Below are 26,657 nucleotides of genomic sequence, written 5' to 3'. Positions count from 1 at the left end.
GCGTCAGATGTGTATAAGAGACAGCCTCCGGGCCCGCCCCCCGCATTTGTCCTGCCGCACTCCGCTGGATATCGTACTCATCCGGAAGGCAGGAGGAGCGATGAGACCCGAGACGCAGGAAGTCATGGTGGTTTCGCGGTCCGCCACAAGAGATCCAAACGGATGCCGAAGGACAGGTGGGGCATGAGACCCGTTACGCCGGAAGTCACCGTCGACGCAATCATCGAGCTCCCGGGAGACCGGATAGTCCTTGTCGAACGGAGGTTCTTCCCGGAAGGCTGGGCACTTCCGGGGGGATTCGTCGACCCTGGCGAGAGCCTTGCCCGGGCCGTGCGCAGGGAGGCACTGGAGGAGACCTCGCTCGATGTGGAGGTGCTCTCTCTCTTTCACGTCTATTCGCGCCCCTGGAGAGATCCCAGGGGGGACACGGTCACGGCCGTGTATCACTGCCGCGCCGCAGGCGAGCCGCTCGGAGCCGACGACGCGAAGCAGGCCCGTGCGTTCGGGCCGGACGAGATCCCGTACGGCTCGATGGCGTTCGACCATGCCGGGATCCTGAGGCAGTTCTTCGAGTGGAGGGTGACGGGCGCGAAACCGTCAGTAGAGGAATAGCGCGATGCGGAGAGGCCCGGGACGGAAGCCCGGGCCTCTCTGGGATCGAATGCACGTACCGCTGTTCAGATCCGGGTTCAGGCCGCTACAGGACCCTGAACTCGATCCTCCTGTTCTGCGCCTTGCCCTCGGGAGTCGTGTTCGGCGCCACAGGGCTGCTCTCTCCGTATCCGATCGTGCTGAGGTAGGAAGCCCCCACCCCGCGGCTGACGAGGTATGTCTTCACGGAAGCGGCCCTGCGCTCGCTCAGGGACTGGTTCAGGGATTCGCTGCCGTCGGAGTCGGTGTGGCCGCAGACCTGCACGCTGACGCCCTGGTTGGCGATGAGCAGCTCGGCTATCTCGTTCAGGACGGGATAGGATTCGGCCTTCAGCGTGGCGCTTCCGGAATCGAAGTAGATGTTGGCGAATGTGAGCACCTGGCCGCTCTCGAGAGCCTTGCCGAGAGCGAAGGAGGCGGACACTGCGCCGTTCTCGGGCACGATCACGGTCTGGGTCTCGGCTATGTACCCGGGTGCCTCGGCCTTGACCACCCGCGAACCGGAGGGGGCCGTGAGGGTGAACGTGCCGTCCGGTCCGGCGGTAGCCGCAGTGCCGGAGGAAGTCTCGGTCACGGTCGCGGAAATGGCGGCCCTCGTGGCTTCGTCGGTCACCACCCCCGTGACGGTGCCGGTCGACTGGGCAGCCTCGGCGGGTGCGAGGTCGAAGTCCGCCGATGCCGTGCCGTCGCGCTCTACCCGTACCGAAGCCTGTCCGCTCGTGAAGCCCGCGGCCTCGGCCACGACGGGGACGTCACCCGCAGGGACTACCGCCGTGTACGCTCCCGTGGCCGGATCGGACTGCACCGGGGAGGCCGTGACTCCGGGGAAGGACACGGTGGCGGAGAGCGGATCGCCGGTGGAGGCGTCGCGCACCGTGCCGGTGATGGTTCCCGATCCGCCGCCGGTCTCGATGAGTGCCAGATCGTATCCGAGGCAGAGCATCACGCCGAAGTCTCCCGGCAGGCCCTGCGGGATGGGCATCGCGTTGACCGTGTCCTGCGAGGCCTCGTCCCTGTCGTAGCTGGAGAAGCCCATCCTGCCCATCAGGTCCATCCAGGCGCCGGAGGAGCTCTCGGTGATCCTCATGCCGAGGTCGGCCCACATGGGCATGGAGTACCCGGGGTCGGACGAGCGCCCCGGGAACATCCTCCCGGAGACGCTCAGGAAGAAGACTGCCAGAGGAGTGGGAGCCTCGCCCCCGATCGAGAAGTCGATCGACATGTCGGACTGGGTGATCTCCTCGTCATCGACCGTGGTCTTCTGCGACCACATCGTCACTCCCGCATTCGCATGGCCGGTGACGTACCTGGACTCCGCGGTGAAGGCTCCCGTGAGGCTGTAGCAGATCCCGCCCGTACCTATATAGGGCCTTCTGACCTGCGTCATCAGATCGTACTCGTTCCAGTAGCCGTCATAGTCGGCGCAGGTGTCGGGGAAGGCCTCCCCGAAAGGCACGCTGACGTGTACGATCCCTGCGGCGGTCATGTCCTCGCGGACGGGATACGAGTACTTCCCCGAGACGACCGCCTCCGAGAACCCCCAGGCGATGTCGGAGAAACCGACATGTTCACCCCTGGGGAAGACCTGGTCGTACTCGAAGCCCGAGAGCTGGGAGTTGATGATGACCGCCGCCTCGATCCTGTCGGTGATGCCGTAGCCGATCTGGATGCTCGCATCCAGATAGTGCTCGGTGTCCTCGACGGCGAGCAGCGTGTCGACGCTCGGCACCAGGGGAGGGGAGAACTGGAGCGTGTCGGAGACCCCCGCCGACTGGTACAGGAGCCAGGTGGAAGCCGAACCCGTGCCCGCGGCGGTGGCGCGGGCATCGATTGTCGAAGGCAGCCCCCGGAGTCCGAAGAGGCCGGGAACCGCCCATGCCGGTGCCGATGCTGCCAGGCACAGTGCTGCCAGTGCCATGAACGCGCTGGATCTGGTTGACTTCATCTACCCGCCAAGAGCAGGGGCGGCCCGGGTGGGCCGCCCCGCTGGAACGTGACGTTCTCAGTTCACGGAGAGGACCGTGAACTCGATTCTCCTGTTCTGGGCCTTGTTGGCAGCGGAGGTGTTCGGGACGACCGGCGAGGACTCGCCGTAGCCGATCGTGGAGAGCCGCCTGGCCGCCACTCCGTGGTTGACCAGGTAGGTGAACACGGCTTCGGCCCTCTGCTCGCTGAGTGTCTGGTTGTAGGCCTCGCTGCCGTCGGAGTCGGTATGCCCGGCGATGCGGACGGTGGCCTCTGAGTTCTCGAGCAGGGTCTCGACCACTCCGTCGAGGACCGCGTAGGACTCGGGCTTCAGGGTCGCGCTTCCGGAGTCGAAGTAGATGTTGTTGAAGCTGAGGACCTGGCCCTGGACCAGGGCCGGCCTGAGCTCGAGGTTCACGACGACGGTCTGGTCGGCGGGAACCACCACCGGCTGGGACCTGGGCAGGAAGTCGGCCGCCTCGCCCTTGAGGGTCCAGGTACCGGCCGGGACTTCCATCTGGTACACGCCGTCGGGACCGGAGGTGACGGAGATCGGCGCGGGGCCGTCGGTGATGGACACCGTACCCATGAGCGGGGACCCGTCCTCGCTGGACGTCAGGGTGCCGGTGACGATGCCGCCGGCGGGCGTCGGGATGAGGGCGAAGTCCTTCACCACGGACTGGCCGGCTTCGATGATGACCGTGGCGGAGCCGGGCATGTAGCCGGGCGCGGTGACGGACATCGCCGTGCTGCCGCCCGGGACCATGACGGTGTAGAAGCCGGTCGCAGGATCGGTCGCCACCATCGCGACGGTGGAGCCGGGGAAGGTGATCTCGGCGGGAAGGGCCGAGCCGTCGACCGAGCTGGTGACCATGCCGGAGATCCTGCCCTCCGTGGGAGGCGTGGACTCGCGGATGAGGTCGCTGGAGAAGGCCAGGTCGAAGCCGATGCCCCAGTCGTTGGCCGAGCCGAACGGCAGGGGAGTGAGCTCCTCGCGCTGCTCGTCGGTCACGGGGCCGCTCTGGTAGAGGTCATGGCCGAGATCGCTGAGGTTGCGGTCGAAGTCGGTCATGCCGAGGTCGAACGTGACGTCGAGGAACGCTCCGCTCGTCGTTATGAAGCGGATGCCGGGAGTCAGGTAGGCCGTGCTGTTCTGGCCCTCCCTGTCGAGGCACTCCTGCAGCGAGTACTCGACGAACAGGACAGCGAACCTGGTCGGGAACTCGATGCCCGCGCCGGCCTGGAGGACGTTGTCCTCGACGTTCAGATGCACGGACGTGGAGTCCGAGAAGGTGTAGCCGGTGGAGTCCATGTCGACCCTGAAGTCGATCATGTCGAAGGACTGCTTGTAGTGTGCCCAGCCGGCGTTCATGTGGAGCCTGATGGGGCTGCTGGCCCAGATCTCGGCCATGTCGAAGGACACCAGGCCCCCCACGCCGAACGACGTGTGGCCCGTGGAGAGCGTGGGCCTGCGGGTGTCGTACATCGGCATGTCATCGAACCACAGTCCGCAGTAGTCCTCGGACATCGTGGTCTTGTTGGTCGAGGGGGCGAAGCTCCACCAGTTCTGCAGGCCGAGCCACATCACGTGGTTCGAGGGCGTCGGGGTGAAGCCCAGCTTGAGCCCGACCATCGCGTCGCCCAGGCCGTCGGCTCCGTCCCAGCGGCCCGTGAGGAACCCGCGGGGCTGGGTCATGTCCCTCTCGTACTGGTTGACGATGTAGGAAAGCCTGGCTCCGAGTTCCATGAAGTCGGTCAGGCCGTATCCGACCACGAAGTAGCCGTCGCCGTAGTGCTCGGTGTCGGAAATGTCGAGCGTGTCATGATAGACCGGGCCGAAGGAGTGGAACGGCATGCCGTCGATCTCGTTCGTGCTGGCCCAGTAGCGGCCCATCAGCCCGAACATGATCTCGCCCTCTCCGACGGGGCGTGCGTCGACGATCCTGTTGATGCCGCGGAAGCCCATCAAGGATGGCATTGCAACCGCCACCTGGGCTGACACCAGCAGGATCACCGCTGCCAGAACCATCGCTCGTTTCAATTGACCCCTCCTTTTCCGGGTTGGACGCACTTGCGTATATAAAGAACTCAAAGGGACGCCGTTGTCAATATGACTAAGGTATTGGAAGGATACCAATTGGCTGTCATCAGGATAGTCGTGAGGGGCCTTGTCCAGGGGGTGGGGTTCCGCTGGTGGGTCATGCGGACCGCCAGGGATCTGGGAGTGGACGGCTGGGTGGCCAACAATCCCGACGGCTCCGTGGAAATCGCCGCCTCCGGCTCCGGTGACTCGGTCGCCCGGCTGGTGGATCTCTGCCGCACGGGGCCTGCCGGTGCGGTGGTCGATTCGGTGGATTCTCATGCCCATCCGGGAGCTGTGGGGCCGGGATTCAGGATCGCAGGGAGATAGAGGCCCGCCGTTCCCCGGGGATGACGGGACGAGAAACGGTTCCGACAACGCACAGGAGGTTCCCATGAATCTTCGCAGCATCCCGCTGCTCGGAGCCGCGCCCCGTGCGGCGCTGCTCGCAGCCCTGGCCTGCGCTTTCACAGCCGGCCGGGCCTCGGGCTGGGACGTACTGTACTACCAGAACCTGTCCGCCGTGCTGCCCTCGATGGCCAGCGACGGAGACGTGGGAATCGGGTTCTTCAGCGCGGGCAGCAGATGGGTCACCGATTCCACGGGCGGTTCGGTGGAGGAGGATCTCGGGACTTCCCTCTCCGTGCTCAGAGTGGCGGCATCCGGCAGGTACGGACTCACGAACAGCCACACTGTGAGCATCCTCATCCCGGCCTTCATCCAGGTCTCCGGCGCCGCCGACACGTCGGGCGCCGGCATCACCGATCCCTGGATCACGCTCGACGGCTGGATCGAGAGGGATCCCATGGTCATCGGCCGCCTCGGCATCAGGATCCCCCTGAAGGGCTACCTGGAATCGGGCGACTATTCCGAGAGCGACCCGCATCTGGCGTTCGACGGCGCCGTCACCGTGGAGACCCCGGTTTCCGGGCCCGGTGTGCTCTTCAGGGGTACCGGCGGCCTGCGGTACAGCCTCTCCGCCTGGAGCGCGGACCCCACCTTCCCGCGCGACTCGTGCGACACGCGTCCACCGATAGAGTTCAGGACCACCGACTTCCTCGTCTTTGCCGCGAATCCCGAACTGGATGTCCGGATCGGTGGCGAGTTCTCCGCCCGGGGCGACGTCGAAGCCGACTACGGCGACGGCTGGGAGAAGCTCGAAGACACCGCCACCAGCACACTCGACCTCAGGGCCGGCTTCGATCTCGGAGGTGAATCCACCTCCTTCACCGGCGACATCTACTACAGGCTGTCGGGCAAGAATGCCTACAAGGAGTGGGGGATAGCGGTCACGGGGCTCGGACTCGACTTCACCGACCTCTTCGGCACGGGGGGCTCGGGCCGTTGAGGCGCCTGCCGAAGGCCGCGGCCCCGGCCGTACTCGCGGCCGTCCTGGTCCTCACGGCGCTCCCCGGCAGTCCCGGCAGCGGAATACGCGACACCGCGTCGAGTTATCTGTCCTCACTGGGGCGGGGGGAACCGGCGGACGCACGCTCCATGCTGGCCGACAGCCTCGCCGGTCTCGTCCCCGAGGCCGCCCTCGGCCGCATGGACCCCTGGGAGGGCGGCGCGGGAGGGGGCAGCATAGGCAGGCTCGGCCCCAGGGGCTGGCCTCTCGAGATACCCTCCGGAGAGGGCGGCGGCAGGATTCTCTGGTTCAGGAACCATGACGGAGAGTGGCGCATCACCGGCGATACAAGGATCGACGCGCTGATGGGCTCCGCCTCCGTGGTCTGCATGGATTACGCCCTCTCGACCGTGGTGCCCGCGGCGGCGGCGGGAGCCGATGTCTCCGGCATGGCCTGCCCGTTCACCGGAGCCGCCTACACCGTCGCGGACGGCAGGCTGGTCTGCCCGGCCGGGCATCTCGGCGCGGGTATCGTCCTCGAAGGCGACGAATGCGGCGCCAGGAGGGCCGAAGTGGCCGCAATGGTGGGCGACTGGGTGGCCCGGGGGAACCCGTTCCCCGGCGACCTGAGGGAGATCTGGGAGTCGAGCGGTGGGGAGATCGGACTCCCCGGCGGCTACAGGTGCCCGGTCGACGGGTATTCCTTCTACTCGCTGCAGGATTCGGGAATCTGGTGTCCATACCACGAAGAGCTCACAACGGTGGAGGTTCCCTGATGCCGTTCAGGAGGAAGCGTCCGGAACCGGCGGAACCCGCGGCGAACGAGGCCCCCTCGGAACGGCTCATCGCCGACCGCGGGGCGTTCCTCTCCTTCTGCGAAAGGCTCGGCGAATCCAGCACCATCGCCGTGGACACCGAGTTCCACAGCGAGCGAAGGTTCTGGCCGGAGCTCTTCCTCGTCCAGATAGCGGACAAGGACGGTCCCTGGGCGGTGGACCCGCTCGCCGTGGGCGACCTGGCCCCGCTCGAACCGGTCTTCGCCGATCCTTCGATAACGAAGGTGATGCATTCCGCCAGGAACGACATCGCCATCCTGAGGCGGACCCTCCCGAGGGGACGGCTCGCCAACGTGTTCGACACGCAGGTCGCCGCAGCCTTCCTCGGCTACGGCGAACAGTGCAGCCTGCACAACCTCCTGCAGGACGTCTGCGGGATCAAGTCGCGGAAGGCATTCTGCCTGAGCGACTGGTCCCGGAGGCCCCTCGCGGAGGAGCAGCTCGACTACGCCCTTGATGACGTCAGGTTCCTCCTGGATCTGCATGCCCGCCTCGACTCCGAGCTGGCGCGGAAGAACAGGACGGACTGGTACAGGCTCGAAGCGGAGGAGCTCGTAAGGCCCGAGACCTACGAGGTGTCGCTTCCCGATATCTTCCGGAGGGCCAGGTCGTCGGGGAAGATCAAGCGGTCGAACCTGCCGGTGCTGTGGCGCCTGGTGGGATGGCGCGAGATGCGCGCCCGCGACCTCGACAGGCCCAGGCAGCACATCGCGTCGGACTCGCTGCTCGCGAGGCTCGCAGTCATGTCACCGGGCTCCATGGACTCACTGGACAGGCTCCGGGGCCTGCCCTCCGGCTTCGCCGGGAAATGGGGTGCCGAGATCCTCGAAGTCGTCGGGAAGGCGGTCTCCGATCCGCCGACCGACGTGCCGGAGATCAGGGTCCAGAGGCCCGACGGCACTGCGTCCGCAAGGGCCGACATCCTGAGGATCTATGTCAAGCAGAAGGCGAGCCAGCTCCGCATAGCTCCCTCGCTGCTCATGCCGAGGGACCTCCTGGACAGGCTGTCCTCGTCGAAGCCCGGGGAGGATGCAGCCGATCCGGGGGACGACGGGCTTGGAGGCTGGAGGATGGAAGTCCTGGGCAGCGAGGTGTTCGACCTCCTGTCGGGGAGGCTGGCCCTGGCGCTCAATCCGGCCAGGGCGGGCGGTCTCAGATTCGTAAGGACCCAGGTGCCGCGGGAACGGACCAGATCCGCCCCGCGCCGGGAGGGAGAGGGATGAGGAGGCTGGCCGTTGTTCTGGCGGTTCTCCTGCTGGCGGCCACGGGCTGCGGCAGGCGTATCGGGACTGATACGGAGTTCGACGGCGAGATCACCAGACAGGACGACTCCGTCGAGGATCTCTTCGACGATGCCGAGATGCTGCTCCTCGCAGAGGGCAGGCCCATCGACGGGGGCTCCCCCTGCGCCGAGTTCGGGCTCGCTCCCGGCAGGAACATCGTCATCGAGGTGACGAGCCGCGACTTCGACCCAGTAGCTGTGGCGTTCGACCGCGATGGCGCCGTGATCGCCGTGGGAGACGACTGGGACGACGAGACCGACTCCAGGCTCGTGCTCGGTGACATCCCCCGCGGAGCGAAGCTGGCGGTCTTCGCCCTGGACGGTTCCGGCGGCGAATACGAACTGGTGTCGACCGAGGCCTCGGAGGCCGACATCGAGGAGTTCGCGGCCTGCACGGACCTGTCCCTCGGCACCCTCAAGGGCGACCTGATAGAGGACAAGGACGACGAACCGGCGGATGACCTTCTCAGCGACGAGCTGGACGCCTTCCTGTACGTCGACGGCTACAACTCGGCGAGGATCCACCCCTTCGACGTGGACGCCGAGCAGCTCGTCTCCCTGGTGCTCGAGTCGCAGGACTTCGACCCCGTGCTGGCACTGGTCGAGATCGACGGTGACGAGTACGACTACGTGATCCACAACGACGACTACTCGGGCAGCCTCTCCTCCCGGATCGACCAGGTCCTCGAGCCCGGCAGGTACGCTGCAGTCATCATCCCCTATGCCAGCGGCACGGAGGGGTCCTACACCCTTTCCCTGGAATGCTACGAGATGGGTTCGATGGAGCCCGCGATCACCGACGTCGAAGGGCCGGGGATCACGGCAACCGCCGGCGTGGCGGCTGGAAGCAATCTCGCGATCACGATCTGGCCGGGCATTTCCACCGAGAAGCCCTACGACGTGCTGATCACGGCCGCGACTCCCTGCGCCTTCTTCGGCTTCACGATCGACCCCGGAGAGGCCGGGCTCTACGACCTTTCGGCCACGTCGGGCGATCTGGACACCTATCTGTGTCTTCTCTCCATGGAAGGCGGCTTCGTCTCCTGCGTCGGGAGCAACGACGACTTCAGCGGCTCCGACGCCGGCCTGACGAAGATGCTGTCACCGGGCGAGTATGTGGCGATCGTGACGAGCTATTCCGGCACGGAGGAGGGAGAGGTCGGGTTCCGCTACGAGACCGCGGACACCCAGCCCGCGCTGCTGACCCCGGGCAGGCCCGTCGATGCCGAGCTGGGCTGGGCATCGCCCGAGCTCTACTACAACCTCGAGATCATGGCTGGGAGCATCTACCTCGTCAGCGCGAGCAGCGACGCCATCGATCCCTGGGTGGAGGCCGTCCTGCCCGACGGCACCATCCTCAGCGACGACGACAGCGGCGGCTATCCGAATGCTCTCCTGAGGCTCGACCCCACGCCGGCGCAGTCCGGCACCGCCCTGATCACGGTGAAGGACTACTCCGGCGGCGCCACGGGCGCCCTCAGGATCGAAGTCACGCAGCAGAGGCGCTCCGAGAGCGAGATCTTCGCGCTCTACGACTGATCCGGACGGGCCGTGCAGAAAGGGAAGGGGCGGCCGCTGGCCGCCCCTCGCCGTCTCAGCAGCCCTGGATCAGCCCTATCTCAGCTCCAGGCGGAACACGCGCCCGTAGGTTTCCGGGTTCGCGTCGAAGGCCAGGAAGCCATCCCCGCCCGAAACCACGCTCCAGTATTCAGTGCTGCCCGGGTAGTCGACCGTGACGGTGTACTGAAGGGTTCCGGCGGTGTCGAACACGTCATAGACTGCGTCCGTGACCCAGCCGCGCCTCACCCAGACGTTGCCGTCCGAGTCCGTAAGGAGCCCGGAAATGGCTGACCTCATGGGATCGGGCTCCCACGAGATCATCTCGGGAGGAGTGCCGGATGCGGCCATCCTCTCCTCGATGAAGGCCTTCTCGTCGGCCATCTCCTCCTCGGTCTTGGGCACAGGCTCGTAGGGTTCGCGGATGGACAGGAAGACCGTCCCGTCGGGCTCGTAGCCCTCCACCAGGTACTCGTCGGCGGACATCGGGGCCCTGAACACCCTCCCGTCGGGCGTGGTGGCGAACGAGAACACCGAGGACATGGTGGAAGCCAGGTCTGTCGGGTCGAAGGGCCCCATCTCGCTGTGGTAGACCACGGCAGGCTCGATGGAGGATCCCTCCCAGCGGGCCAGCGTGAAGCCCATGAACATGCCCTGGTCGTTCTGTTCGAAATCGGGCTTGAGGCCCACGATCGCTGCCGAATCGAGCGCCGAGATCTGGATCGGCACGGTCGGGAAGAAGCCCGATATCTCGCCCGACGGGGCTCCCGTGGAGTCGAAGACCATGATCTTGGCGGCCATGGCGTCGGCCACGGCCATGCTGCCGTCGCTGCGCCTGAAGGCGAAGGCGGAAGGCATGAGGAACTCGCCCGGGCCGCTCCCCTGGCGGCCGACCGATCTCAGATAGGTTCCCTCCCGGTCGTAGAACAGGACCGAGCACTTCTTGAGGTCCAGCACGGCTATCTCGCCCGAAGGGGTCCACGCGACCCCTGCGATCTGGCCGAAGACGTAGGCGCTGTCGCCGAGTTCGATTCCGATGCTGTCCGTTACAGCGAGAGTCCTCTGCGGGACTCCCTCCGCCCAGTCGGGGACGGTGTCGGCCGGCTTCTCTCCGCATCCGGCGGCCAGGACTAGCGCCAGCGCCGCTGCGGGTGCGGATACGGAGGCTCTCCTAAAAATCACGCCGATCCTCCTAGATGTTGAAGTACAGGAAATGTTCGAGCGGATGGGGATTGCCGCGGAGCAGCAATGTCTCTTCGCGCTTGGCGTCGATGTATGCATCGATGAGGTCGGGCTCGAAGACTCCGCCCTCCTCCAGGAACGACCTGTCCGTCTCGAGGCTGTCGAGGGCCTCGTCGAGGCTCTCGGGCAGCACTTCGAGCCCCGAGGTGTCGTATCCCGGGGCGAAGACGTTCGCGTCGATGGGGCCGAAGCCCATCTCCTCGGGGACCATGTCCTTCCTGATGCCGTCTAGCGCCGCCATGAGGATCGAAGCCATGCACAGATACGGATTCCCCGAGCCGTCGGGCACCCTGTACTCGAACCTCATCGACTCGGGTGTCCTCGCGTACGCCGGAACGCGCACCGCCGCGCTCCTGTTCGCACCCGAGAAGAACCTGTAGACGGGGGCCTCCTGGTTGGGCACCAGCCTGTGGTAGCTGTTGATGGAGGGGTTGGTGAAGGCGCAGAGAGCGCGCGCGTGGTGGAGGATGCCGGCGATCGCGCTGCGGGCGGTCTCGCTCAGGTGGCAGTAGCCCTCCTCGCAGAAGAACACCCTCTCCTCGCCGTTGAGGAAGTAGAGGTGGAAGTGCATGCCGTTGCCCGGTTCGCCCTTCATGGGCTTGGGCATGAACGTGGCCGCCAGGTTGTGCCTGAGCGCGACGTTCCTGACGATGTGCTTGGTGATCATCACGTTGTCGGCCGAGCTGAGGAACGGCGCGAACGCCACCTCGATCTCCACCTGCCCCATCCTGCCGACCTCGTGGTGATGGTACTTCACCTGGATGCCCGCAGCCTGGAGCAGGGAGACCATTTCGGCCCTCGCGTCGTGGAGGCTGTCGACCGGGAACATCCTGTGGTAGGCGCTCTCGGTCTGGTGGAAGAGCCCCAGCGACTCGGGCGAGGCCGAATTCCTGTGGTTCTCCAGGCTCGCGAACTCGTATCCGGTCCTGCACGGCTCGTTCCAGATGCAGGCCCTGTCGAACAGGTAGAACTCGAACTCGGGCGCCCAGAAGCTCTCGGTAGCGAGCCCGGACTCCCGCAGGAGGTCCTGCGCCTTCCTGGCCACGCCCCTGGGATCGCGGGAGAACGGCTGCCCCGTGTCGGGATGGAGGATGTCGGCTATCAGGCACAGGGTAGAGTGCTTCGTGAAGGGGTCGTCGAAGACCCTCCTGGGATCGGGCACCAGGGCCAGATCGCCGGCCTCCGTCGGGGTCATGGCCGAGAGGGTGGATCCGTCGAAGCCCACGCCCTTCGTGAAGAGCTCGGGCTTTATGCTCCTGGCCGGGAGGGTTACGTGCCGCCAGCAACCCAGCACGTCGGAGAACCTGATGTCCACCTCTTCGTACTCGCTCTCGGCGAGCTTCCTGAGGAGTGCCTGCACTACGCCCGATGCTGTCAACTTACCGGACCTCCGTGTTGTCTGGCGAGCCTTTCGAGCTCCTCCGATATCCTGACGCGGACCTCGCCCGGGCTCACCGTCCCGGGGAGTCTCCGGCCCCCCTCGAACAGTATGACCCCGGCGGGGCTCCCGATTACGGCGAAATCAGCGTCCCGGGCCTCCCCGGGACCGTTGACCTCGCATCCCATAACAGCTACCGTGAACGAACCGCGCATCCCCCTGAGCATCCCGGAAACCTCCTCCGCAAGCCCCGCCACGTCTATCCGCGTTCTGGCGCAGGTGGGGCAGCTCACCAGCCTGGGGTGGATGCTCCCCAGCCCGAGCGAGGAGAGGATCTCCCATGCCACGAAGGGCTCGTCCTCGGGAGGGCCGGACAGAGAGACCCTGATCGTGTCGCCTATTCCCCTCGCCAGCAGGAGGGCCATGGCCACCGAGCTCCTGACCGCCCCCCCGAGGGAGGGTCCGGCTTCGGTCACACCGAGGTGGAGGGGCCTGTCGCACTCCCTGGCCGCCCGCATGTTGGCCTCCACCGTCGTCATCGGGTCGCTCGCCTTGAGCGAGATGACGGTGTCGGTGAAGCCGGTTTCGTCGAGCATCCGGAGATGGCGCTCGGCCGCGGCCCAGAGCGCGTCCGCCCCGGTGCCGAACTTCTCCCTGAGATCTCCCGGGATGCTCCCGGAATTGATGCCGATCCGGATCGGGATGCCTTTCGAAGCAGCCTTCTCGGCCACGGCCCGGACATCCGCGGGCCTGCGGATGTTGCCCGGGTTGATGCGCAGCTTGGAGACCCCGGCATCGACCGCAGCGATCGCCAGATCGTGCCGGAAGTGGATGTCCGCCACAAGCGGGACGCAGCTCTCCGCGGCTATCGAACGGAGGGCGGAGGCGGATGCGTCGTCGGGGACCGAGACCCTGACTATCTGGGCTCCGGCTCTCGCCAGCGCCCCTATCTGTGCGATGGTGGCACGGGCGTCGGAAGTGGGCGTGTTCGTCATGGACTGGACGGACACGGGGGCACCGCCGCCGATCGCCACTCCGCCGACCGATACCGCCCGTGACCTTCTCCTGCGGATCCTCATGTCCTCCTCGCGGCAACCCAGCGCGGCCTGCCGGAAAGGTCGGCCCCGTGCCTGACGTCTCTCCATTCCCCCATGGACTCGAGCCCCGCGGCCAGTATCGAAGGCTGCGGCCCCGATGCCTCCATGACCATGACCCCTCCGGGCCTCAGCAGCCGGAGGGCCTCCCCGGAGAATCTCCGTATCAGGTCCATGCCGTCGGGGCCTCCGTCGAGGGAGACGGCCGGGTCGTGGACGCGCACCTCGGGCTCGAGGGTCGGAATCACTCCGGATGCTATGTATGGGAGATTGGCAGCGATGCCGTCAAATCCCCTCCCGAACGCACCGCCCAGGTCGCACCTCACGAGGGCCGTGTTCCATGCCCCGTGCAGGGCGCGGTTGCGCGCGGCGAGGCCGAGGGCGGCGGGGGATATGTCGCTCCCGACCACGAGGCATCCCGGGAACTCGAGCGCCAGCGTGACTGCGATCACGCCCGAGCCGGTGCCTGCGTCGAGGAGCCTGGAAGGTTTCGAGTCGAGCATGCCGAGCAGGGCTTCGAGGGTCGACTCGGTGTCCTGCCTCGGCACGAGCGCCTCCGGCCCTGACAGGAATCTGCGTCCCATGAACCAGGCTTCCCCGGTCAGGTGCTGCAGAGGGATCCTGCCGGCCCTGGCCTCCACTAGGGCGAAGTATTCCCCCTCGGGGCCGGGATCCAGAGACATTCGTGACGACATGTGGAGGGCGTGCCTGGGAAGGCCGAGCACGTGCATCAGGAGGAGCTCCGCGTCGATCCCTGGATCGGGGCACCCGGAAGACCCCAGGGCCCTGGAGGCGGCCGCCAGGGCTTCCCGGACCGTCACCCTCCCTGCGATCCGCCGGTGGCGCGTTCCGCGAGGAGCCTGTCCTGCTCGGCCGAGACCAGGGCGTCCACGATCCCGTCGAGGTCGCCCGTCATGACCTGCTCGAGGCTGTGCACCGTCAGGTGTATCCTGTGGTCGGTGACCCTGGACTGGGGGAAGTTGTAGGTGCGGATCTTGGCGCTCCTGTCGCCGGAGCCCACCATGGAGCGCCTGGCGGAGGCACGCTCCGATTCCGCCTCCTCCTGCTTCAGCGCGAGGAGCCGGGAGGAGAGGACCTTCATGGCCTTGGCCTTGTTCTTGTGCTGGCTCTTCTCGTCCTGGCAGGTGACGACGAGCCCCGTCGGGAGGTGGGTGATCCTCACCGCCGAATCCGTCGTGTTCACGCTCTGGCCGCCCGGGCCGGTGGACCTGTAGACATCGATCTTCAGGTCGTCGGGCCTGATGTCGAGCTCGACCTCCTCGGCCTCGGGAAGGACCGCGACCGTGCAGGCGGAAGTATGGATCCTGCCCTGGGCCTCCGTTTCGGGCACCCTCTGGACCCTGTGGACGCCGGCTTCGTACTTCATACGGGAATACACGCCCTCGCCGGATACCGAGAAGGAGATCTCCTTGAAGCCGCCCTTCTCGGAGGGCCTGCTGCCGAGGACCTCGATCCTCCAGCCCCTGCGCGCGGCATAGCCCGAGTACATCCTGAACACGTCGGCCGCGAAGAGGGCCGCCTCCTCGCCTCCCGTGCCGCCGCGTATCTCCACTATGACGTTCCTGCCCTCGTTCTCGTCCCTCGGGAGGAGCATCCTCTTGAGGGTGTCCTCGAGCGCGGCCCGCTGCGCCCTGACCCCGGGCAGCTCGTCCCTGGCCATCTCGACCAGCTCGGGATCGTCGCCCGAAAGGGCCTCCTCCAGCTCCTCCACCAGCTTCCCGACCGAGGCGAGAGCCTCCAGCGCGTCCCTTATCCTCGACAGGGAGGCACGCTCGGAGGAGAGTGCGCGAATGGACGAGGAGCTGCGCTGCGTCTCCGGGAGGCACAGGAGGTCGTCTATCTCTGCGATCCTTGCGAGGATGCCGGGGAGTTCGTTCATTCCGGCGTCACCAGCCGGACGGAGGGGCCGGGATCCTCGCCGACGGCCAGCTTCAGGGCCGCCACCGCCACCTCGACCTCGGCCGGACCCGCCTTGCGGGTCGTGAACTTCTGGAGCAGAAGGCCGGGCCAGGCAAGCGCCCGCGCGAGCGGGGACCTCTCGAGGTTCCTGTCGACCAGCCGCAGGATCTCGTACGAGATCCCCATCACGAGGGGCAGGAGCGGGAGATGATAGAGAAGCCTCCAGTGGGCTGCGGGATTGCTGCCCGTGGCCAGCGCCACCGTGAAGTCGACGACGGAGTAGAAGGCCACGGCCAGCAGCATGACCAGGAATATGAAGCTCGTGCCGCAGCGCTGGTGCCTGGGATCGGCGAGCCCTGCGGCCCCGGCGAGGTCTTCCGCCCCACCCTCCCAGGCATGGATGGTCTGGTGCTCCGCTCCGTGGAAGACGAACACGCGCCTGATCTCGGGGATCAGGGAGATCGCGGCCACGTAGGCGAAGAAGCCGGCTATGCGGAAGAGCCCTGCCAGCAGGTTGATCCAGAGATGGTTGTCACCGCTGATGAGCATGCCGAGGCGGATGGGGAGCCAGCCGAAGAGGGCCGCCGCCAGGAGGAGGCCCAGGGCGAACGACAGGAACGACCCGTCCCCGCCGCCCTTGCCCTTCTCCTTCGCCGGTTCCGCGATCTCCGCAGACCAGCTCAGGGCGGACATGCCCATGCGCAGCGAGTCGAACAGGGAGGCGGCGCCTCTGAGAACGGGCTTCCGCCAGACCGGGTTCCGCGAGGCGAGGGGTCCGGCGTCCAGGATCCTGCCGGCTATGGAGCCGTCGGGACTGCGCACGGCCACCGCCGCCCTCGTGGAGGAGCGCATCATCACGCCCTCGATCACGGCCTGCCCGCCGGCCTTCTCGAGCCGGCAGGAACCCGCCTGCACCCCGGAGTCGGTCGGCTTGTCGACGCTTTCGGTCATCTGTACCCGGATCCGGCCGGACTCACTGGGAGCCGGGCCTATTTGCCTTCGGAGTCCTTGCGGCCGTACTTCCGGTTGTACTTGTCCACCATCCCGGCGGAGTCGATGAGCTTCTGCCTGCCGGTGTAGAACGGGTGGCAGCTCGAGCAGATGTCGAACTTGACGTCGCCGGACGTGGAGCGCGTGCGGATGGTGTTGCCGCAGGCGCAGGAGAAAGTGGCCTCTTCGTACTTCGGATGGATGTCCTTCTTCACCTCTGCAGCTCCTTGGAAATTCCGGTTCTCCGGACGCGGGGCATCATTGGGACATGCTCGCCATCGCGTCAAGGAACCTCTTGTTGGACTTGTGCTGGGAGATCTGCTTCTTGAGGAGTTCCATGGCCTCCACGGGATTGAGGTCGACCAGGATCTTCCTCATTATCCAGACCTTGCTGAGCGTCTCCTCGTCGAGGAGCAGCTCCTCGCGCCTGGTGCCCGACTTCGTGATGTCGATGGCGGGGAAGACCCTCCGGTCGGCGAGCCTCCTGTCGAGCACTATCTCGCTGTTGCCGGTACCCTTGAACTCCTCGAAGATGACCTCGTCCATCCTGCTGCCGGTGTCCACGAGGGCAGTCCCGACTATCGTCAGGCTGCCGCCCTCCTCGGCCTTCCTGGCTGCGCCGAAGAACCTCTTGGGGCGCTGGAGGGCGTTGGAGTCGACACCGCCGGAGAGGATCTTGCCGGAATGGGGGATCACGGTGTTGTTGGCACGAGCCAGGCGCGTGATGGAGTCGAGCAGGATCACGACGTCGTGGCCGCTCTCGACCATCCTCTTGGCCTTCTCCAGCACTATGTCGGCCACCTGGACGTGGCGCTTGGGGGCCTCGTCGAACGTCGAGCTGATCACTTCGCCCCTGACGTTGCGCTTCATGTCCGTGACCTCTTCGGGCCTCTCGTCGATCAGGAGGACGATGAGCACCACCTCGGGGTGGTTTATGGCTATGCTGTTCGCTATGTGCTGGAGGAGGATGGTCTTGCCCGCCCTCGGCGGGGAGACGATCAGGGCGCGCTGCCCCTTCCCCAGGGGGGTCAGGAGATCCATGATGCGGCCGCTGAACTCCTCCGAGTCGTGCTCGAGGATGAAGCGCTCCTTCGGGTAGTAGGGGGTCAGTTCGTCGAAGTTGCGCCGTGTCCTGGCGAGATCGGGGCTCTTCTGGTTGACCGTCTCGACCCTGAGGAGGGCGAGGTACTTCTCGCCTTCCTTGGGCTGCCTGACCTGGCCAGATATCGTGTCGCCCGTCAGGAGTCCGAACCGCTTTATCTGCGACGGAGAAACGTAGATGTCGTTGGTCCCGGGCAGGTAGTTGGACTCGACGGCCCTGAGGAAGCCGTACCCCTCGGGCAGGGTCTCCAGCACTCCCGTCGCGAACTCGAGCCCGTTCTTCTCGGTCTGGCTCTCGAGCATCATCTGGATGAGATCGCGCTTCCTGGATCCGGCGATACCCTTGATGCCCATGCTCTTGGCGATCGTCTGCAGTTCGACCAGGGTCTTTCCCTCGAGGTCCGAGAGAGAATGACCGTCGAGCGGCTTTTCTACCATTGAGTCCCTCAATCGGTTCGGGTTAATGAGAGATATGGGGGCGAATGCGCCTGCCCAGCGGCCGTATCCGGGAACCGCGTAATGGAACATCCGTATCTGTCAAGCAGTTTCGGATCGACGGATCGGAAAGTGACTAATAAATTAGCTTAGCAACAGGCGGAGTCAAGCCCCTCAGCCCCCGTCGGCGGGATGAGGGGCTGGGAGCGGCAGTGACTTTGCGAAGCAAAGTCGCGAGAGCGACCCAGCCTGCTGCTCGATATCCTTGCGTCTGACCCGCCGTGAACGCCAGCCGGGCGCTCAGCGCCCTGCGGGAGATCCAGTCCGACTCGGCCGGGCTGGGTGAAGGATCCAGCCCCTTGCGGGGCTGTGCGCGGGTCCAGCCCTTTCCCCGGGCTGGGCGAAGGATCAAGCCCCTTGTGAGGCTGTGCTCATGGTCCAGCCCTTTCCCCGGGCTGGGCGGAGGATCCAGCCCCTCGCGGGCTTGCACAGGGTCCAGTCTTGCCTTGGGTCCAGCCCCTTCCTGCGGGGCTGACACGCGCACCCGCAGTTCGCTCATCTCCGCGTCCGCGGAGATGAGCAGGCCTGACAGCTGCCTGCCATATCGAGTTCTATCCGCCCGGCAGGCAGCGAGAAGGCCAGAGCGTACTTCCTCAGAAAGCGCTACCCACCAGTTTCGGCAGGGCCGAAACTGAGCTTCATATCAACCGAAATCGGTGCTGCGGGAGCGACCCAGCCTGATGCTCAACATCCTTGCGTCTGACCAGCCATGAACGCAGGCCGGGCGCTCAGCGCCCCGCGGGAGTCCAGCCCTTTCCGCGGGCTGGCCATGGTCCAGTCCGACTCGGCCGGACTGGGTGAAGGATCAAGCCCCTCGCGGGGCTGTGCTCATGGTCCAGCCCGTTCCCCGGGGCTGGGCGTAGGATCAAGCCCCCTTGCGGGCTTGCACAGGGTCCAGTCTCTCCTTGCGAGACTGGCACGCACTCCCGCAGGTTCTCTCCGCGAACCATGCTGACGTGCTACGCGCCGATTTCGGCTTCGCCGAAATCGGTGGTATACTCCCCCTGTGAATAGGCGCAGCTTCTCCCGGATCGCCGTGCTGTCGGCCGCCATGGCGGCGGCGGCGGCATCCGCACTGGCGTCCCTGCGGTACGAGCCGGGCCCGTGGTCCTGGGCGGCCTCCGCCGTCTGCGCCGCTTCGGCGGCGCTCCTGGCCTCGCGAGGCCACAGGGACGGAAGCGGCGCATCGACCCAGCGGCAGGCATCCGCCGCCGCCCTGGTCTTCACCTCGGTGAGGCTGACCGGAGGCTTCGGCGGGCCCCTGACCCCCCTCTACTTCCTGGTTCTCGCCTGGATGGCGGGGCGTCCCGTCCACGGGCCCGCATTCGAGGCCGGGATCGCCCTGGGACTCATCGAGGGGCTGCTCACCGCCTTCGGGGGCGGTCTGATCACCCCCGATCTCACGGGCAGGCTTTCGGCGGCTGCCGTGCCTCTCGTCGCACTGCCGGTGTCGTCGCTCGTGCTGGAATGGATGGCATCGGGAGGCGGGCGAGCGAAAGGTCCGGGAAGCCGGTCCGGGAGGACGGATCCATGCGGGCAGGATCCTTCTCCCGTCTCGCAGGGCTGCCTGGAACTCGTGAAGTCGGTCGCCCAGGCCGGCAGTCTCGGCGGGGCCATACACTCGACTGCGGCCTGGCTGGCAGGCTCCGGGAACGATCTGACGGTCACCGTCGGCCTCCTGTCCAGCGACAGCGGCAGCCTCGACGTGTACGAATCACTGGGCCCCCTGGCGCAGGGACGCGTGGGCATGAACTTCGACCTCGAGGGCTCGGTGGCGGGGTGGACCATCAACAGCGGCAACTCGATATCGCGCTGCGGCCTCGGGAGCGGCGGACGGGCCGTCACCACGCTCTCCCGGTCCGATCCGTCGGCCGTGCGCTGCGGAAGCTGCTCGGCAGCTCCAGTAGTGATCTCCGGGAAGAGCGTCGGAGTCCTGCTCGTCGAATCCCCCTCGGAGGAGGGCACCGGAGCCGGAGTCGAGGGGACGCTCGACCTGGCGGCCGGGCTGCTCGGCCTCTCGATCGAGAAGATCCTCCTGCGCGAACAGAAGAAGGACCTGCAGAACAGGGACGGTCTGACGGGGCTGCCGCATCCCGTGGACTTCATGGACTTCGTGAGGCGGACCTCGAGGGACGTCTACCGGTTCGGCAGGAGCGTATCCCTGTTCGTGGTGGAGATCGATTCCCTCGAGGAGGTCAACGCCGCGCACGGGTTCAGGGGAGGGAACAGGCTGCTGTCCGCCTGCGGCGAGAGTCTCGGAGGTATGGCCGGCTCCGAGGCGGCTCTCACCAGGCTCTCGGCCTCGAAATTCGCGATCTGCATCCCGGGCATGGACCAGGCCGCGGCGGAGGCGTTCGCCGAGAGCGTCGTCAGGAGCTTCGACGGCATGAAGGTGAAACTGGAGTCGGGGGAGATATCGCCGAGAGTCGTGGTGGGAGGGGCGGTGACGAGGAGCGACAGGAGGATCGAGTCGCTTTGTGCCGAGGCTTCGCGGGCCATGGTCTCCGCGAGGGCGGTCTCCTCGAGGTTCCAGGTCGCACTCCTGCTCGCATCCGGCCAGAACCACGGGGCTGTCGATCCTTGAGGGCCGCGGCGAGGGTGCTCCTGTTCGCTCTGGCAGCGGCGATCTGGATCCTGAGTTCGGATCCCGCCCCTGAGTACATACCGCCCCTCTTCCCGTATCAGGACAAGTTCATGCATTTCTTGGAGTTCGCCGCGCTGGGATTCGCCATCTCGCTGAACCGCGACCTGTTCCGGAGATCGGACGGCGCCGCCCTCGCCTCCGGTGTTCTGTGGGCGGGGCTCGACGAGATCCACCAGGCCTACGTCCCGGGAAGGGACTGCTCGACCGGCGACTTCCTTGCCGACTGCGCCGGGCTGGCGGCGGGATTCGCGGCCAGGGCTCTATGGTCGGCCAGGACTGGCCGCAGGCGCAGGCTTGCCCTTATGTTCCGCGAACGGAGTGAAAGCGGCTCTTGACACCGCTTCACCGGCAGGATACGATCTTCAGTCGGACAGGGGTCGGTCCTCAAGTTGTTCCCAGGGGTCCATTCAGCCATTCTGACCAGTCGAGAGGAGGTCCCGCGTATGCCTAGAGCCAGGATGATCTGGTTCTGCCTGGCTGTTCTCAGCGCCGCCCTGCTTCTCTCCGCCTGCGGTCCCAGTGAGGCACAGATCCGTGCCAGGGACGAGGCCAGGAGTGCGGCTCTTGCGGCCGAAGCCAGGGCAGCCAGCCTTCAGGCCGAGTATGCAGATCTGACCGAGTCCATCCCCCAGAAGGAGGCTCAGGTCCAGTCACTTCAGCAGGAGCTCGCCGAGCTCCAGGCCGAGTATCAGGCACTCGGCGGCCGCTAGGAGGGGGGGAACGCAATGAATCGCAACTTCGCACTGATCCTTGCAGCGACTCTGTTCCTCGCATCCGGCGCCGTTGCGGGAACCTGGTCCGCTGAAGAGCTGTCCCAGTACACGCACGAAGAGATCGACGCCATGGGCAACGACAACCTCCCTCTCCAGATCGCCTATTGGGAGTGGGTCAAGGCCGAGGCCGACGATGTGATAGCCGAGTGGGAGCCCCAGGTTCTCCCGCTGCGCGCCCAGGCCCAGGATCTGGACAACCAGATCGCCAGCCTCCAGAACCAGATCAACCAGCTCAGGGCCGACATCGAGAGGCTCCGCAACTCCGGCGTGACCCACAACATCGTCGAGGGCGAGTGCCTCTGGACCATCGCGTCGTACCACTACTACTTCAACGACGGCACCAAGTGGCCGCAGATCTACGAGCGCAACCGCGATACGATAAGCGACCCCGACCTGATCTACGCCGGTCATACGCTCATCGTCCCCGTGCCCATGGTCAGCAGCTACACGGTCGTCGATGGTGACTACCTCGGCAAGATCGCCGGCTACGGCGTCGTCTACGGCGACAGGGGCATGTGGCCCCAGCTCTATGAAGCAAACCGCGGTGTGATCAGCGATCCCAACCTGATCTATCCCGGCCAGGTTCTCACCGTCCCCAGGACCGGCTCGAGGCCTGGTACCACCCGTTAGAAACCTGTCGAGCGGGGAAGCTCCTCCGGTCCCGGGGGAGCTTCCCTTTTCTCGGGAGACGGATCCATCCGGCATGGTAGAAAGCGTCAGGGTCCAGAGGGAGCTCCCGCTCGAGCTTGCGGGCGAGGTCCTCGGCCCCGGCGATTCCTTTCTGCGGCTGATATGCAGCAGGCTCGGAGTCACCGCGGTCTACAGGGACGGCGTAGTGGTGTTCACCGGGCCGGTGGAAGCCGCGGAGAAGGCCGGCAGTGTCCTCGACCGTCTCAGGGAAGACATCGAGACCACCGGATCGGTCCGTGACATCTCGCTCTACACCGCACTGGACTTCCCATCCCCCGGCGATCCCGGCCTGGATCTCCCTGTCCCGGGCAAGGCGGGCCGCGTCTCCCCCCGGACCCCCGGCCAGGAGGAGTACATCTCCGCCATGCGCGGCAGCGAGATCGTATTCAGCATCGGCCCGGCCGGCACGGGCAAGACCTTCCTCGCAGTTGCCGCCGCGGTCGCCTCGCTCCGGGACGGCCTCGTAGAGAGGATCGTGATCACCAGGCCGGCCGTCGAGGCAGGCGAGAATCTCGGCTTCCTGCCGGGCGACCTGCTGCAGAAGATCGACCCCTATCTCAGACCAATCTATGACGCGCTCAACGACACGCTCTCGCCGGCGCGCCTCCGGCGCAGCATGGACAACGGCGTCATAGAGGTCGCCCCTCTCGCCTACATGCGCGGGAGGACGCTCAACAACGCCTTCGTGATCCTCGACGAGGCCCAGAACACCACCCTCACCCAGCTGAAGATGTTCCTGACGAGGCTCGGGTTCAGATCGAGGGCGGTCATCACGGGTGACATCACGCAGATCGACCTCAAGCCCGCGTCGTCCTCCGGCCTGGTCCGCATCCGTCCGATCCTCGACGGGGTCGATGGGATCAGGTTCGTCGTACTCGGCGAGAGGGACGTCGTGAGGCACCCCCTCGTGCAGAAGATCATCACCGCCTTCGCCCGGTACGAGCAGAGCCAGGGGGAGGAGCCGAATTGACCGGCGGCAGGACCGCCATGCTCCTCGGGCTGGCCGGCGCCGCAGCCGTGGCCGGCGCCTACCTCTTCATCGTCGCGCCCTCCTTCGCCCTCAACGATTTCGAGATAAGGGAGGGCGAGATAGTTCCCGACGGCATCGAAGCCCCGTTCTCCTTCGAGGTCCTGCTCCCCGCGGACGAGATATCGGGGCTCAGGCAGGAGGTCGAGGCGACGGTACCCCTCTATCTGTCCTATTCCGACGATGTCTGGCCAGAGGTCCGCGAAGGGCTCTCCTACCGCCTGGACGAGCTCTCCGTGGACAGCCTGGTGATCCAGGGGGCTCTGCGCGAACTCGGGATCATGTACGAGAAGGGTGTCATGGACCTGGACGGCCTGTCCGGGGAGTCCGGGGGAGGGCTGGCGATCGTCACCAGGAACGGGATGGACGGCACCCCGGCTCCTCTCGGCAACGTCAACATCCACGGGCTGTCCGAGGTGGAGGGGGCGTTCGCGTCGACCCTGCGCGGAGGGGGGATTCCCGACGAGCAGGCCGATTCGCTCTCGGCCAGCCTCGCCCCCAATGTCCTGGTGGATGGCGCGCGCAGGCAGGCAAGCATCGCGGAGGCTCTCGCAAGCTATTCCATGGTGGACACCCTGATAAGCGCGGGCGACATGATCGTGCCGGCCGGGGGTGTCGTGACCGAACAGTCGGCGAGATACCTCGAAGCCCTGAGGTCGTCCCAGGCCGAGGGGATGAGCGGCAGGCGCGCGAGGAACGCTGCCGGCAGGCTGTTGCTGCTGGCCGGGATCTTCTCGGTGGCGGTCGTCTACGTGAGGGATTCCATGAAACCCGCCTGGATCGACCGCGAACGGGTCATGCTGCTGTGCACGAGCTGGACCGCCGCGCTGTTCGTCACAGGCATCCTCTCGGTGCTGTCGGGGCGGTTCTACGGGGGGTCCTACGCGTCCCTCGTCACCTTCGGAGCCCTGCATACGAGCGTTTTCACCAACAGGAGGCACGGCGCGGTATTCTCCATCCTCTTCGCCGTGCTGACCGCCGTCGGGCATCCCCATCCCTTCAGCAGCCTCATGGTCGCCACGGCCTCCGGATCGCTCGCGGCCTATACCGGGTGGGACCTCCGCAAACGCAACACGATACCGCTCTGCATGGTCTACGCCTCGCTCGCGGGAACGGCGGCGTTCCTCACCTGCCGCCTCCTCGACATCGGGGTCAACACCACCCCCGTCTGGATCGGGATCCTCGAGACCCTGCTCTCCCCGGTCGCGGGCGTGGGGGCGGCGTATGCCCTTCTCCCGCTGTTCGAGAAGTTCGGGGTCAGCACCGTCAGGTCCATCGAGGAGGTCAAGAAGAGGGACCACCCGCTCCTGCTCGATCTCAGCCGGTGGGCGATGGGGACCTGGCAGCACTCGCAGCATGTCTCGGATCTCGCCTCCGAGGCCTCCCGCGCGATCGGGGCCGACCATGTCCTCGCCGAGGCCGGCGGGCTCTTCCACGACGTCGGCAAGGTCATGGATCCAAAGCATTTCATCGAGAATCTTCCCCCGGAGACCCCCAATCCCCACGACCTGCTCCATCCCATGGAGAGCGCCGCAAGGCTCCGGGCTCATGTCTCCGAGGGGGTGAGGCTCGCCAGGAAGTTCAGGGTCCCGGGACCGGTCATCGACATCATCACCCAGCATCACGGAATGACGGTCATGAGAGCCTTCTACGAGAAGGCCAGGCGCGAGTGGGAGCAAGGGGTGGAAGGAGCCTCGGAGCCCCAGGAGGCGGATTTCCGCTACAGCGGCCCCAAGCCCGCGACGAGGGAGGCAGCCATCGTGATGCTGGCCGACGCCGTCGAATCGGCCACGAAGAACATGTCGGGCGAGCCGCCCGAGGTCATCGAGGGCATGGTCAGGGAAGTCATCGAAGAGAGGGACGTCGACGGCCAGCTCGACGATTGCCAGCTCACGCGCGGCAACCTGACGGTGATCTTCGAGACCTTCCTGCAGGTCCTCCAGGGCCGTTTCCACGAGAGAGTGAAGGACTATCCCCATGGCTGACGGACCGGTCGTCGAGACCCCGGTCGGCGATCCCGGGTTCGACCCGGAGGAGCTCCGGCGGATGATATCCCCCCGGATGCATGGTGACGTCGAGATCGTCCTGGTCGATCCGGGCTACATGCGGGTGATGAACCGCAGATTCAGGCACATCGACCGCTATACCGACGTGCTTACGTTCGACCTTTCAGAGGGCGGAGCCGACCCCGAGGGGGTCATCTACGCCGACATGCGCCTCGCCCCGCCCATGGAGGAGCTCCTGGAGAGGATATTCCACGGCTATCTCCACCTCCTGGGGCGCACCCACGACACGGAGGCCGACTCCGCATCCATGGCGGCGGACGTGGCCTCCATGGTCGCCGGGGCTTTGGAGGGGGCACGGTGACGACCTCCGTAGTCCTTCTGTCTTCAGGAGCGCTTCTGACCGCCATGGCCAACGCCCTCAGGGCGGCGCTCCCGGGCATCCTGCCCGGGAGGAGGGACGCCGCGGAACGCAGGGAAACAGCCATCTCGCACCTCAGGGTGCTCTGGCTGGCGCGGTTCTGCGGCCTGATCACGGCGGGGGTGGGCATCGCCCTCGTAGCGCTCGAGATGGGCATCTCCCCCGGATTCCCTCCCCCGGCCTCGGCCGTTGCGCTCTCGATCCTCCTCTTCCTCCTGGCGGAACTGGCGCCTTCCAGGCTCGGTCACACGAGGCCCGACCTGATCAGGCGCTTGCTCGGCATCCCCCTGTTCCTGCTCCGGGTGGTCTTCCACCTGCCTGCGCGGGCGATACTCGGTCCGGCGTCCGGGGACGACGGGGAGACGGGGGAATGGGTCTTCACGCCCCCCGACTTCATGTGGCTGGAACAGCGCACCGAGAGGAGCGAACAGCACAGCTTCCTGCAGGAGAGGGAGCTGATGGAGGGCATAGTGGATTTCGCGGACAAGATCGTCCGCGAGGTCATGGTGCCCCGTATCGACATGGTGTCCATGGCCGCGGGCGACGATCTCGACCGCGTGCTGAGGGAGGCCCTGGCCGCCAGCCATTCCCGGATCCCTGTGTATCGCGAGAAGATAGACGACATCATAGGCGTGCTCTACGTGAAGGACCTGCTGAAAGCCCTCTCCAAGCCGCCTTCGGAACCGTTCCGGATGGAGAAGATCCTCAGACAGCCGTATTTCGTGCCCGAATACAAGAGGGTCGACAGCCTGTTCAGGGAGTTCCAGTCCCACAGGATACACATGGCCGTCGTGGTGGACGAGTACGGCGGGACAGCCGGACTCGTGACCATGGAGGACCTGGTCGAGGAGGTCTTCGGCGAGATCCTCGACGAGTTCGAGGACTCCGAGGCCCCCATGATCCAGTCACTCGGCCTCGACACCTTCAGGGTCGACGCCATGCTTCCCATAGACGACCTGAACGACCTGCTGGAGTCGTCCTTCGGGTCCGACGACTTCGACACCGTGGGCGGTCTCGTCTACAGCAGCATAGGGAAGATCCCCAGGCCAGGCGAGAGCGTGCTGCTCGACGGGTACAGGTTCACCGTGGAGAGGGTGCGGGCGCAGAGGATACTGCTCGTCAGGGTGTCTCCAGAGCGGCAGCAGGAAACTCCTCCCTGA

The 26,657-nt window shown here is 66.2% G+C and carries 24 protein-coding genes; 14 read left to right on the top strand and 10 right to left on the bottom strand.

From position 1 onward, the window contains the following. The first annotated feature begins 183 nt into the window (after nt 1–183). Nucleotides 184–612 (top strand): NUDIX hydrolase, encoded by a 429-nt coding sequence (locus tag QUS11_10690; protein ID MDM7993766.1) that lies wholly within the window; start codon nt 184–186, stop codon nt 610–612. Between the two features lie 85 nt (nt 613–697). Here the strand turns inward: QUS11_10690 and QUS11_10685 are convergent, their stop codons facing one another. Continuing rightward, a complete protein-coding gene (locus tag QUS11_10685; protein ID MDM7993765.1) occupies nt 698–2,596 on the bottom strand; it encodes an OmpA family protein in 1,899 nt (632 codons plus the stop codon). 57 nt (nt 2,597–2,653) lie between these two features. Next, nucleotides 2,654–4,657: an OmpA family protein gene (locus QUS11_10680; protein ID MDM7993764.1), complete on the bottom strand. Its 2,004-nt coding sequence runs from the start codon at nt 4,655–4,657 to the stop codon at nt 2,654–2,656. Nucleotides 4,658–4,753: 96 nt separating this feature from the next. On the opposite strand from QUS11_10680, the gene QUS11_10675 reads away from it, so the two are divergent. From QUS11_10675 to QUS11_10655, 5 genes are all read left to right on the top strand, one after another. Continuing rightward, nucleotides 4,754–5,026, top strand: a complete 273-nt coding sequence (locus tag QUS11_10675) for an acylphosphatase (GenBank protein MDM7993763.1) — start codon at nt 4,754–4,756, stop codon at nt 5,024–5,026. 64 nt (nt 5,027–5,090) lie between these two features. Further along, nucleotides 5,091–6,044 (top strand): hypothetical protein, encoded by a 954-nt coding sequence (locus tag QUS11_10670; protein MDM7993762.1) that lies wholly within the window; start codon nt 5,091–5,093, stop codon nt 6,042–6,044. Continuing rightward, a complete protein-coding gene (locus QUS11_10665) occupies nt 6,041–6,820 on the top strand; it encodes a hypothetical protein (protein ID MDM7993761.1) in 780 nt (259 codons plus the stop codon). Before QUS11_10670 ends, QUS11_10665 begins: the two co-directional genes overlap by 4 nt. After that, complete coding sequence (locus QUS11_10660; GenBank protein MDM7993760.1) at nt 6,820–8,103, top strand: ribonuclease D; 1,284 nt, start codon at nt 6,820–6,822, stop codon at nt 8,101–8,103. The genes QUS11_10665 and QUS11_10660 overlap by 1 nt, the downstream gene beginning before the upstream one ends. Then, complete coding sequence (locus tag QUS11_10655) at nt 8,100–9,701, top strand: hypothetical protein (protein ID MDM7993759.1); 1,602 nt, start codon at nt 8,100–8,102, stop codon at nt 9,699–9,701. Before QUS11_10660 ends, QUS11_10655 begins: the two co-directional genes overlap by 4 nt. 75 nt (nt 9,702–9,776) lie before the next feature. Here the strand turns inward: QUS11_10655 and QUS11_10650 are convergent, their stop codons facing one another. From QUS11_10650 to rho, 8 genes are read right to left on the bottom strand one after another with little or no spacing between them, the layout of a single operon-like run. Continuing rightward, nucleotides 9,777–10,901, bottom strand: coding sequence for a 6-bladed beta-propeller (locus QUS11_10650; protein ID MDM7993758.1), 1,125 nt, complete (start codon nt 10,899–10,901; stop codon nt 9,777–9,779). A 10-nt stretch (nt 10,902–10,911) separates the two neighbouring features. Beyond that, nucleotides 10,912–12,339: a type I glutamate--ammonia ligase gene (glnA, locus tag QUS11_10645; protein ID MDM7993757.1), complete on the bottom strand. Its 1,428-nt coding sequence runs from the start codon at nt 12,337–12,339 to the stop codon at nt 10,912–10,914. Next, nucleotides 12,336–13,418, bottom strand: coding sequence for a flavodoxin-dependent (E)-4-hydroxy-3-methylbut-2-enyl-diphosphate synthase (ispG, locus tag QUS11_10640; protein MDM7993756.1), 1,083 nt, complete (start codon nt 13,416–13,418; stop codon nt 12,336–12,338). The genes glnA and ispG overlap by 4 nt, the downstream gene beginning before the upstream one ends. Continuing rightward, on the bottom strand, nt 13,415–14,254 hold the full coding sequence (gene prmC / locus QUS11_10635) for a peptide chain release factor N(5)-glutamine methyltransferase (protein MDM7993755.1): 840 nt from the start codon (nt 14,252–14,254) through the stop codon (nt 13,415–13,417). Before prmC ends, ispG begins: the two co-directional genes overlap by 4 nt. Beyond that, a complete protein-coding gene (prfA, locus tag QUS11_10630) occupies nt 14,251–15,333 on the bottom strand; it encodes a peptide chain release factor 1 (GenBank protein MDM7993754.1) in 1,083 nt (360 codons plus the stop codon). The genes prmC and prfA overlap by 4 nt, the downstream gene beginning before the upstream one ends. Then, the gene (locus QUS11_10625; GenBank protein ID MDM7993753.1) at nt 15,330–16,304 is read right to left on the bottom strand and encodes a DUF1385 domain-containing protein; all 975 of its coding nucleotides are present in this window, start codon (nt 16,302–16,304) and stop codon (nt 15,330–15,332) included. Before QUS11_10625 ends, prfA begins: the two co-directional genes overlap by 4 nt. Nucleotides 16,305–16,342: 38 nt before the next feature. Next, nucleotides 16,343–16,558, bottom strand: a complete 216-nt coding sequence (gene rpmE, locus QUS11_10620) for a 50S ribosomal protein L31 (protein MDM7993752.1) — start codon at nt 16,556–16,558, stop codon at nt 16,343–16,345. Nucleotides 16,559–16,601: 43 nt separating this feature from the next. Next, nucleotides 16,602–17,882: a transcription termination factor Rho gene (rho, locus tag QUS11_10615; protein MDM7993751.1), complete on the bottom strand. Its 1,281-nt coding sequence runs from the start codon at nt 17,880–17,882 to the stop codon at nt 16,602–16,604. 1,063 nt (nt 17,883–18,945) lie between these two features. Between rho and QUS11_10610 the strand changes: the two genes are divergently transcribed. The 8 genes from QUS11_10610 to QUS11_10575 all read left to right on the top strand — a co-directional run bounded on the left by QUS11_10610 (nt 18,946) and on the right by QUS11_10575 (nt 26,657). Continuing rightward, entirely contained in the window at nt 18,946–20,523 is a 1,578-nt protein-coding gene (locus QUS11_10610) for a diguanylate cyclase (protein MDM7993750.1), read from the top strand. Beyond that, nucleotides 20,520–20,918, top strand: coding sequence for a VanZ family protein (locus QUS11_10605; protein MDM7993749.1), 399 nt, complete (start codon nt 20,520–20,522; stop codon nt 20,916–20,918). The genes QUS11_10610 and QUS11_10605 overlap by 4 nt, the downstream gene beginning before the upstream one ends. A 108-nt stretch (nt 20,919–21,026) precedes the next feature. Then, on the top strand, nt 21,027–21,293 hold the full coding sequence (locus QUS11_10600) for a hypothetical protein (protein ID MDM7993748.1): 267 nt from the start codon (nt 21,027–21,029) through the stop codon (nt 21,291–21,293). A gap of 15 nt (nt 21,294–21,308) precedes the next feature. Continuing rightward, complete coding sequence (locus QUS11_10595) at nt 21,309–21,986, top strand: LysM peptidoglycan-binding domain-containing protein (protein MDM7993747.1); 678 nt, start codon at nt 21,309–21,311, stop codon at nt 21,984–21,986. Nucleotides 21,987–22,059: 73 nt separating this feature from the next. After that, a complete protein-coding gene (locus QUS11_10590) occupies nt 22,060–23,016 on the top strand; it encodes a PhoH family protein (GenBank protein MDM7993746.1) in 957 nt (318 codons plus the stop codon). Then, nucleotides 23,013–25,058 carry an HDIG domain-containing protein gene (locus QUS11_10585; protein ID MDM7993745.1) on the top strand — a complete coding sequence of 682 codons (2,046 nt, stop codon included), beginning with the start codon at nt 23,013–23,015 and terminating at the stop codon, nt 25,056–25,058. Before QUS11_10590 ends, QUS11_10585 begins: the two co-directional genes overlap by 4 nt. After that, the gene (locus QUS11_10580) at nt 25,051–25,440 is read left to right on the top strand and encodes an rRNA maturation RNAse YbeY (GenBank protein ID MDM7993744.1); all 390 of its coding nucleotides are present in this window, start codon (nt 25,051–25,053) and stop codon (nt 25,438–25,440) included. Before QUS11_10585 ends, QUS11_10580 begins: the two co-directional genes overlap by 8 nt. Further along, entirely contained in the window at nt 25,437–26,657 is a 1,221-nt protein-coding gene (locus QUS11_10575) for a hemolysin family protein (GenBank protein MDM7993743.1), read from the top strand. The genes QUS11_10580 and QUS11_10575 overlap by 4 nt, the downstream gene beginning before the upstream one ends.

Source organism: Candidatus Fermentibacter sp. (assembly GCA_030373045.1).
GTDB lineage: Bacteria > Fermentibacterota > Fermentibacteria > Fermentibacterales > Fermentibacteraceae > Fermentibacter.
Note: the sequence above shows the minus strand (reverse complement) of the source record. Positions and strands in the feature narration are given on the sequence as shown.

Excerpts from the sequence above, each read along its gene's own strand:
- QUS11_10670 (MDM7993762.1), top strand. The coding sequence starts at position 5,091 with ATGAATCTTCGCAGCATCCCGCTGCTCGGAGCCGCGCCCCGTGCGGCG.
- QUS11_10690 (MDM7993766.1), top strand. The coding sequence starts at position 184 with ATGAGACCCGTTACGCCGGAAGTCACCGTCGACGCAATCATCGAGCTC.
- QUS11_10655 (MDM7993759.1), top strand. The coding sequence starts at position 8,100 with ATGAGGAGGCTGGCCGTTGTTCTGGCGGTTCTCCTGCTGGCGGCCACG.
- prfA (MDM7993754.1), bottom strand. The coding sequence starts at position 15,333 with ATGAACGAACTCCCCGGCATCCTCGCAAGGATCGCAGAGATAGACGAC.
- QUS11_10625 (MDM7993753.1), bottom strand. The coding sequence starts at position 16,304 with ATGACCGAAAGCGTCGACAAGCCGACCGACTCCGGGGTGCAGGCGGGT.
- QUS11_10580 (MDM7993744.1), top strand. The coding sequence starts at position 25,051 with ATGGCTGACGGACCGGTCGTCGAGACCCCGGTCGGCGATCCCGGGTTC.
- QUS11_10590 (MDM7993746.1), top strand. The coding sequence starts at position 22,060 with ATGGTAGAAAGCGTCAGGGTCCAGAGGGAGCTCCCGCTCGAGCTTGCG.
- ispG (MDM7993756.1), bottom strand. The coding sequence starts at position 13,418 with ATGAGGATCCGCAGGAGAAGGTCACGGGCGGTATCGGTCGGCGGAGTG.
- rho (MDM7993751.1), bottom strand. The coding sequence starts at position 17,882 with ATGGTAGAAAAGCCGCTCGACGGTCATTCTCTCTCGGACCTCGAGGGA.
- QUS11_10595 (MDM7993747.1), top strand. The coding sequence starts at position 21,309 with ATGAATCGCAACTTCGCACTGATCCTTGCAGCGACTCTGTTCCTCGCA.
- QUS11_10600 (MDM7993748.1), top strand. The coding sequence starts at position 21,027 with ATGCCTAGAGCCAGGATGATCTGGTTCTGCCTGGCTGTTCTCAGCGCC.
- QUS11_10660 (MDM7993760.1), top strand. The coding sequence starts at position 6,820 with ATGCCGTTCAGGAGGAAGCGTCCGGAACCGGCGGAACCCGCGGCGAAC.
- QUS11_10685 (MDM7993765.1), bottom strand. The coding sequence starts at position 2,596 with ATGAAGTCAACCAGATCCAGCGCGTTCATGGCACTGGCAGCACTGTGC.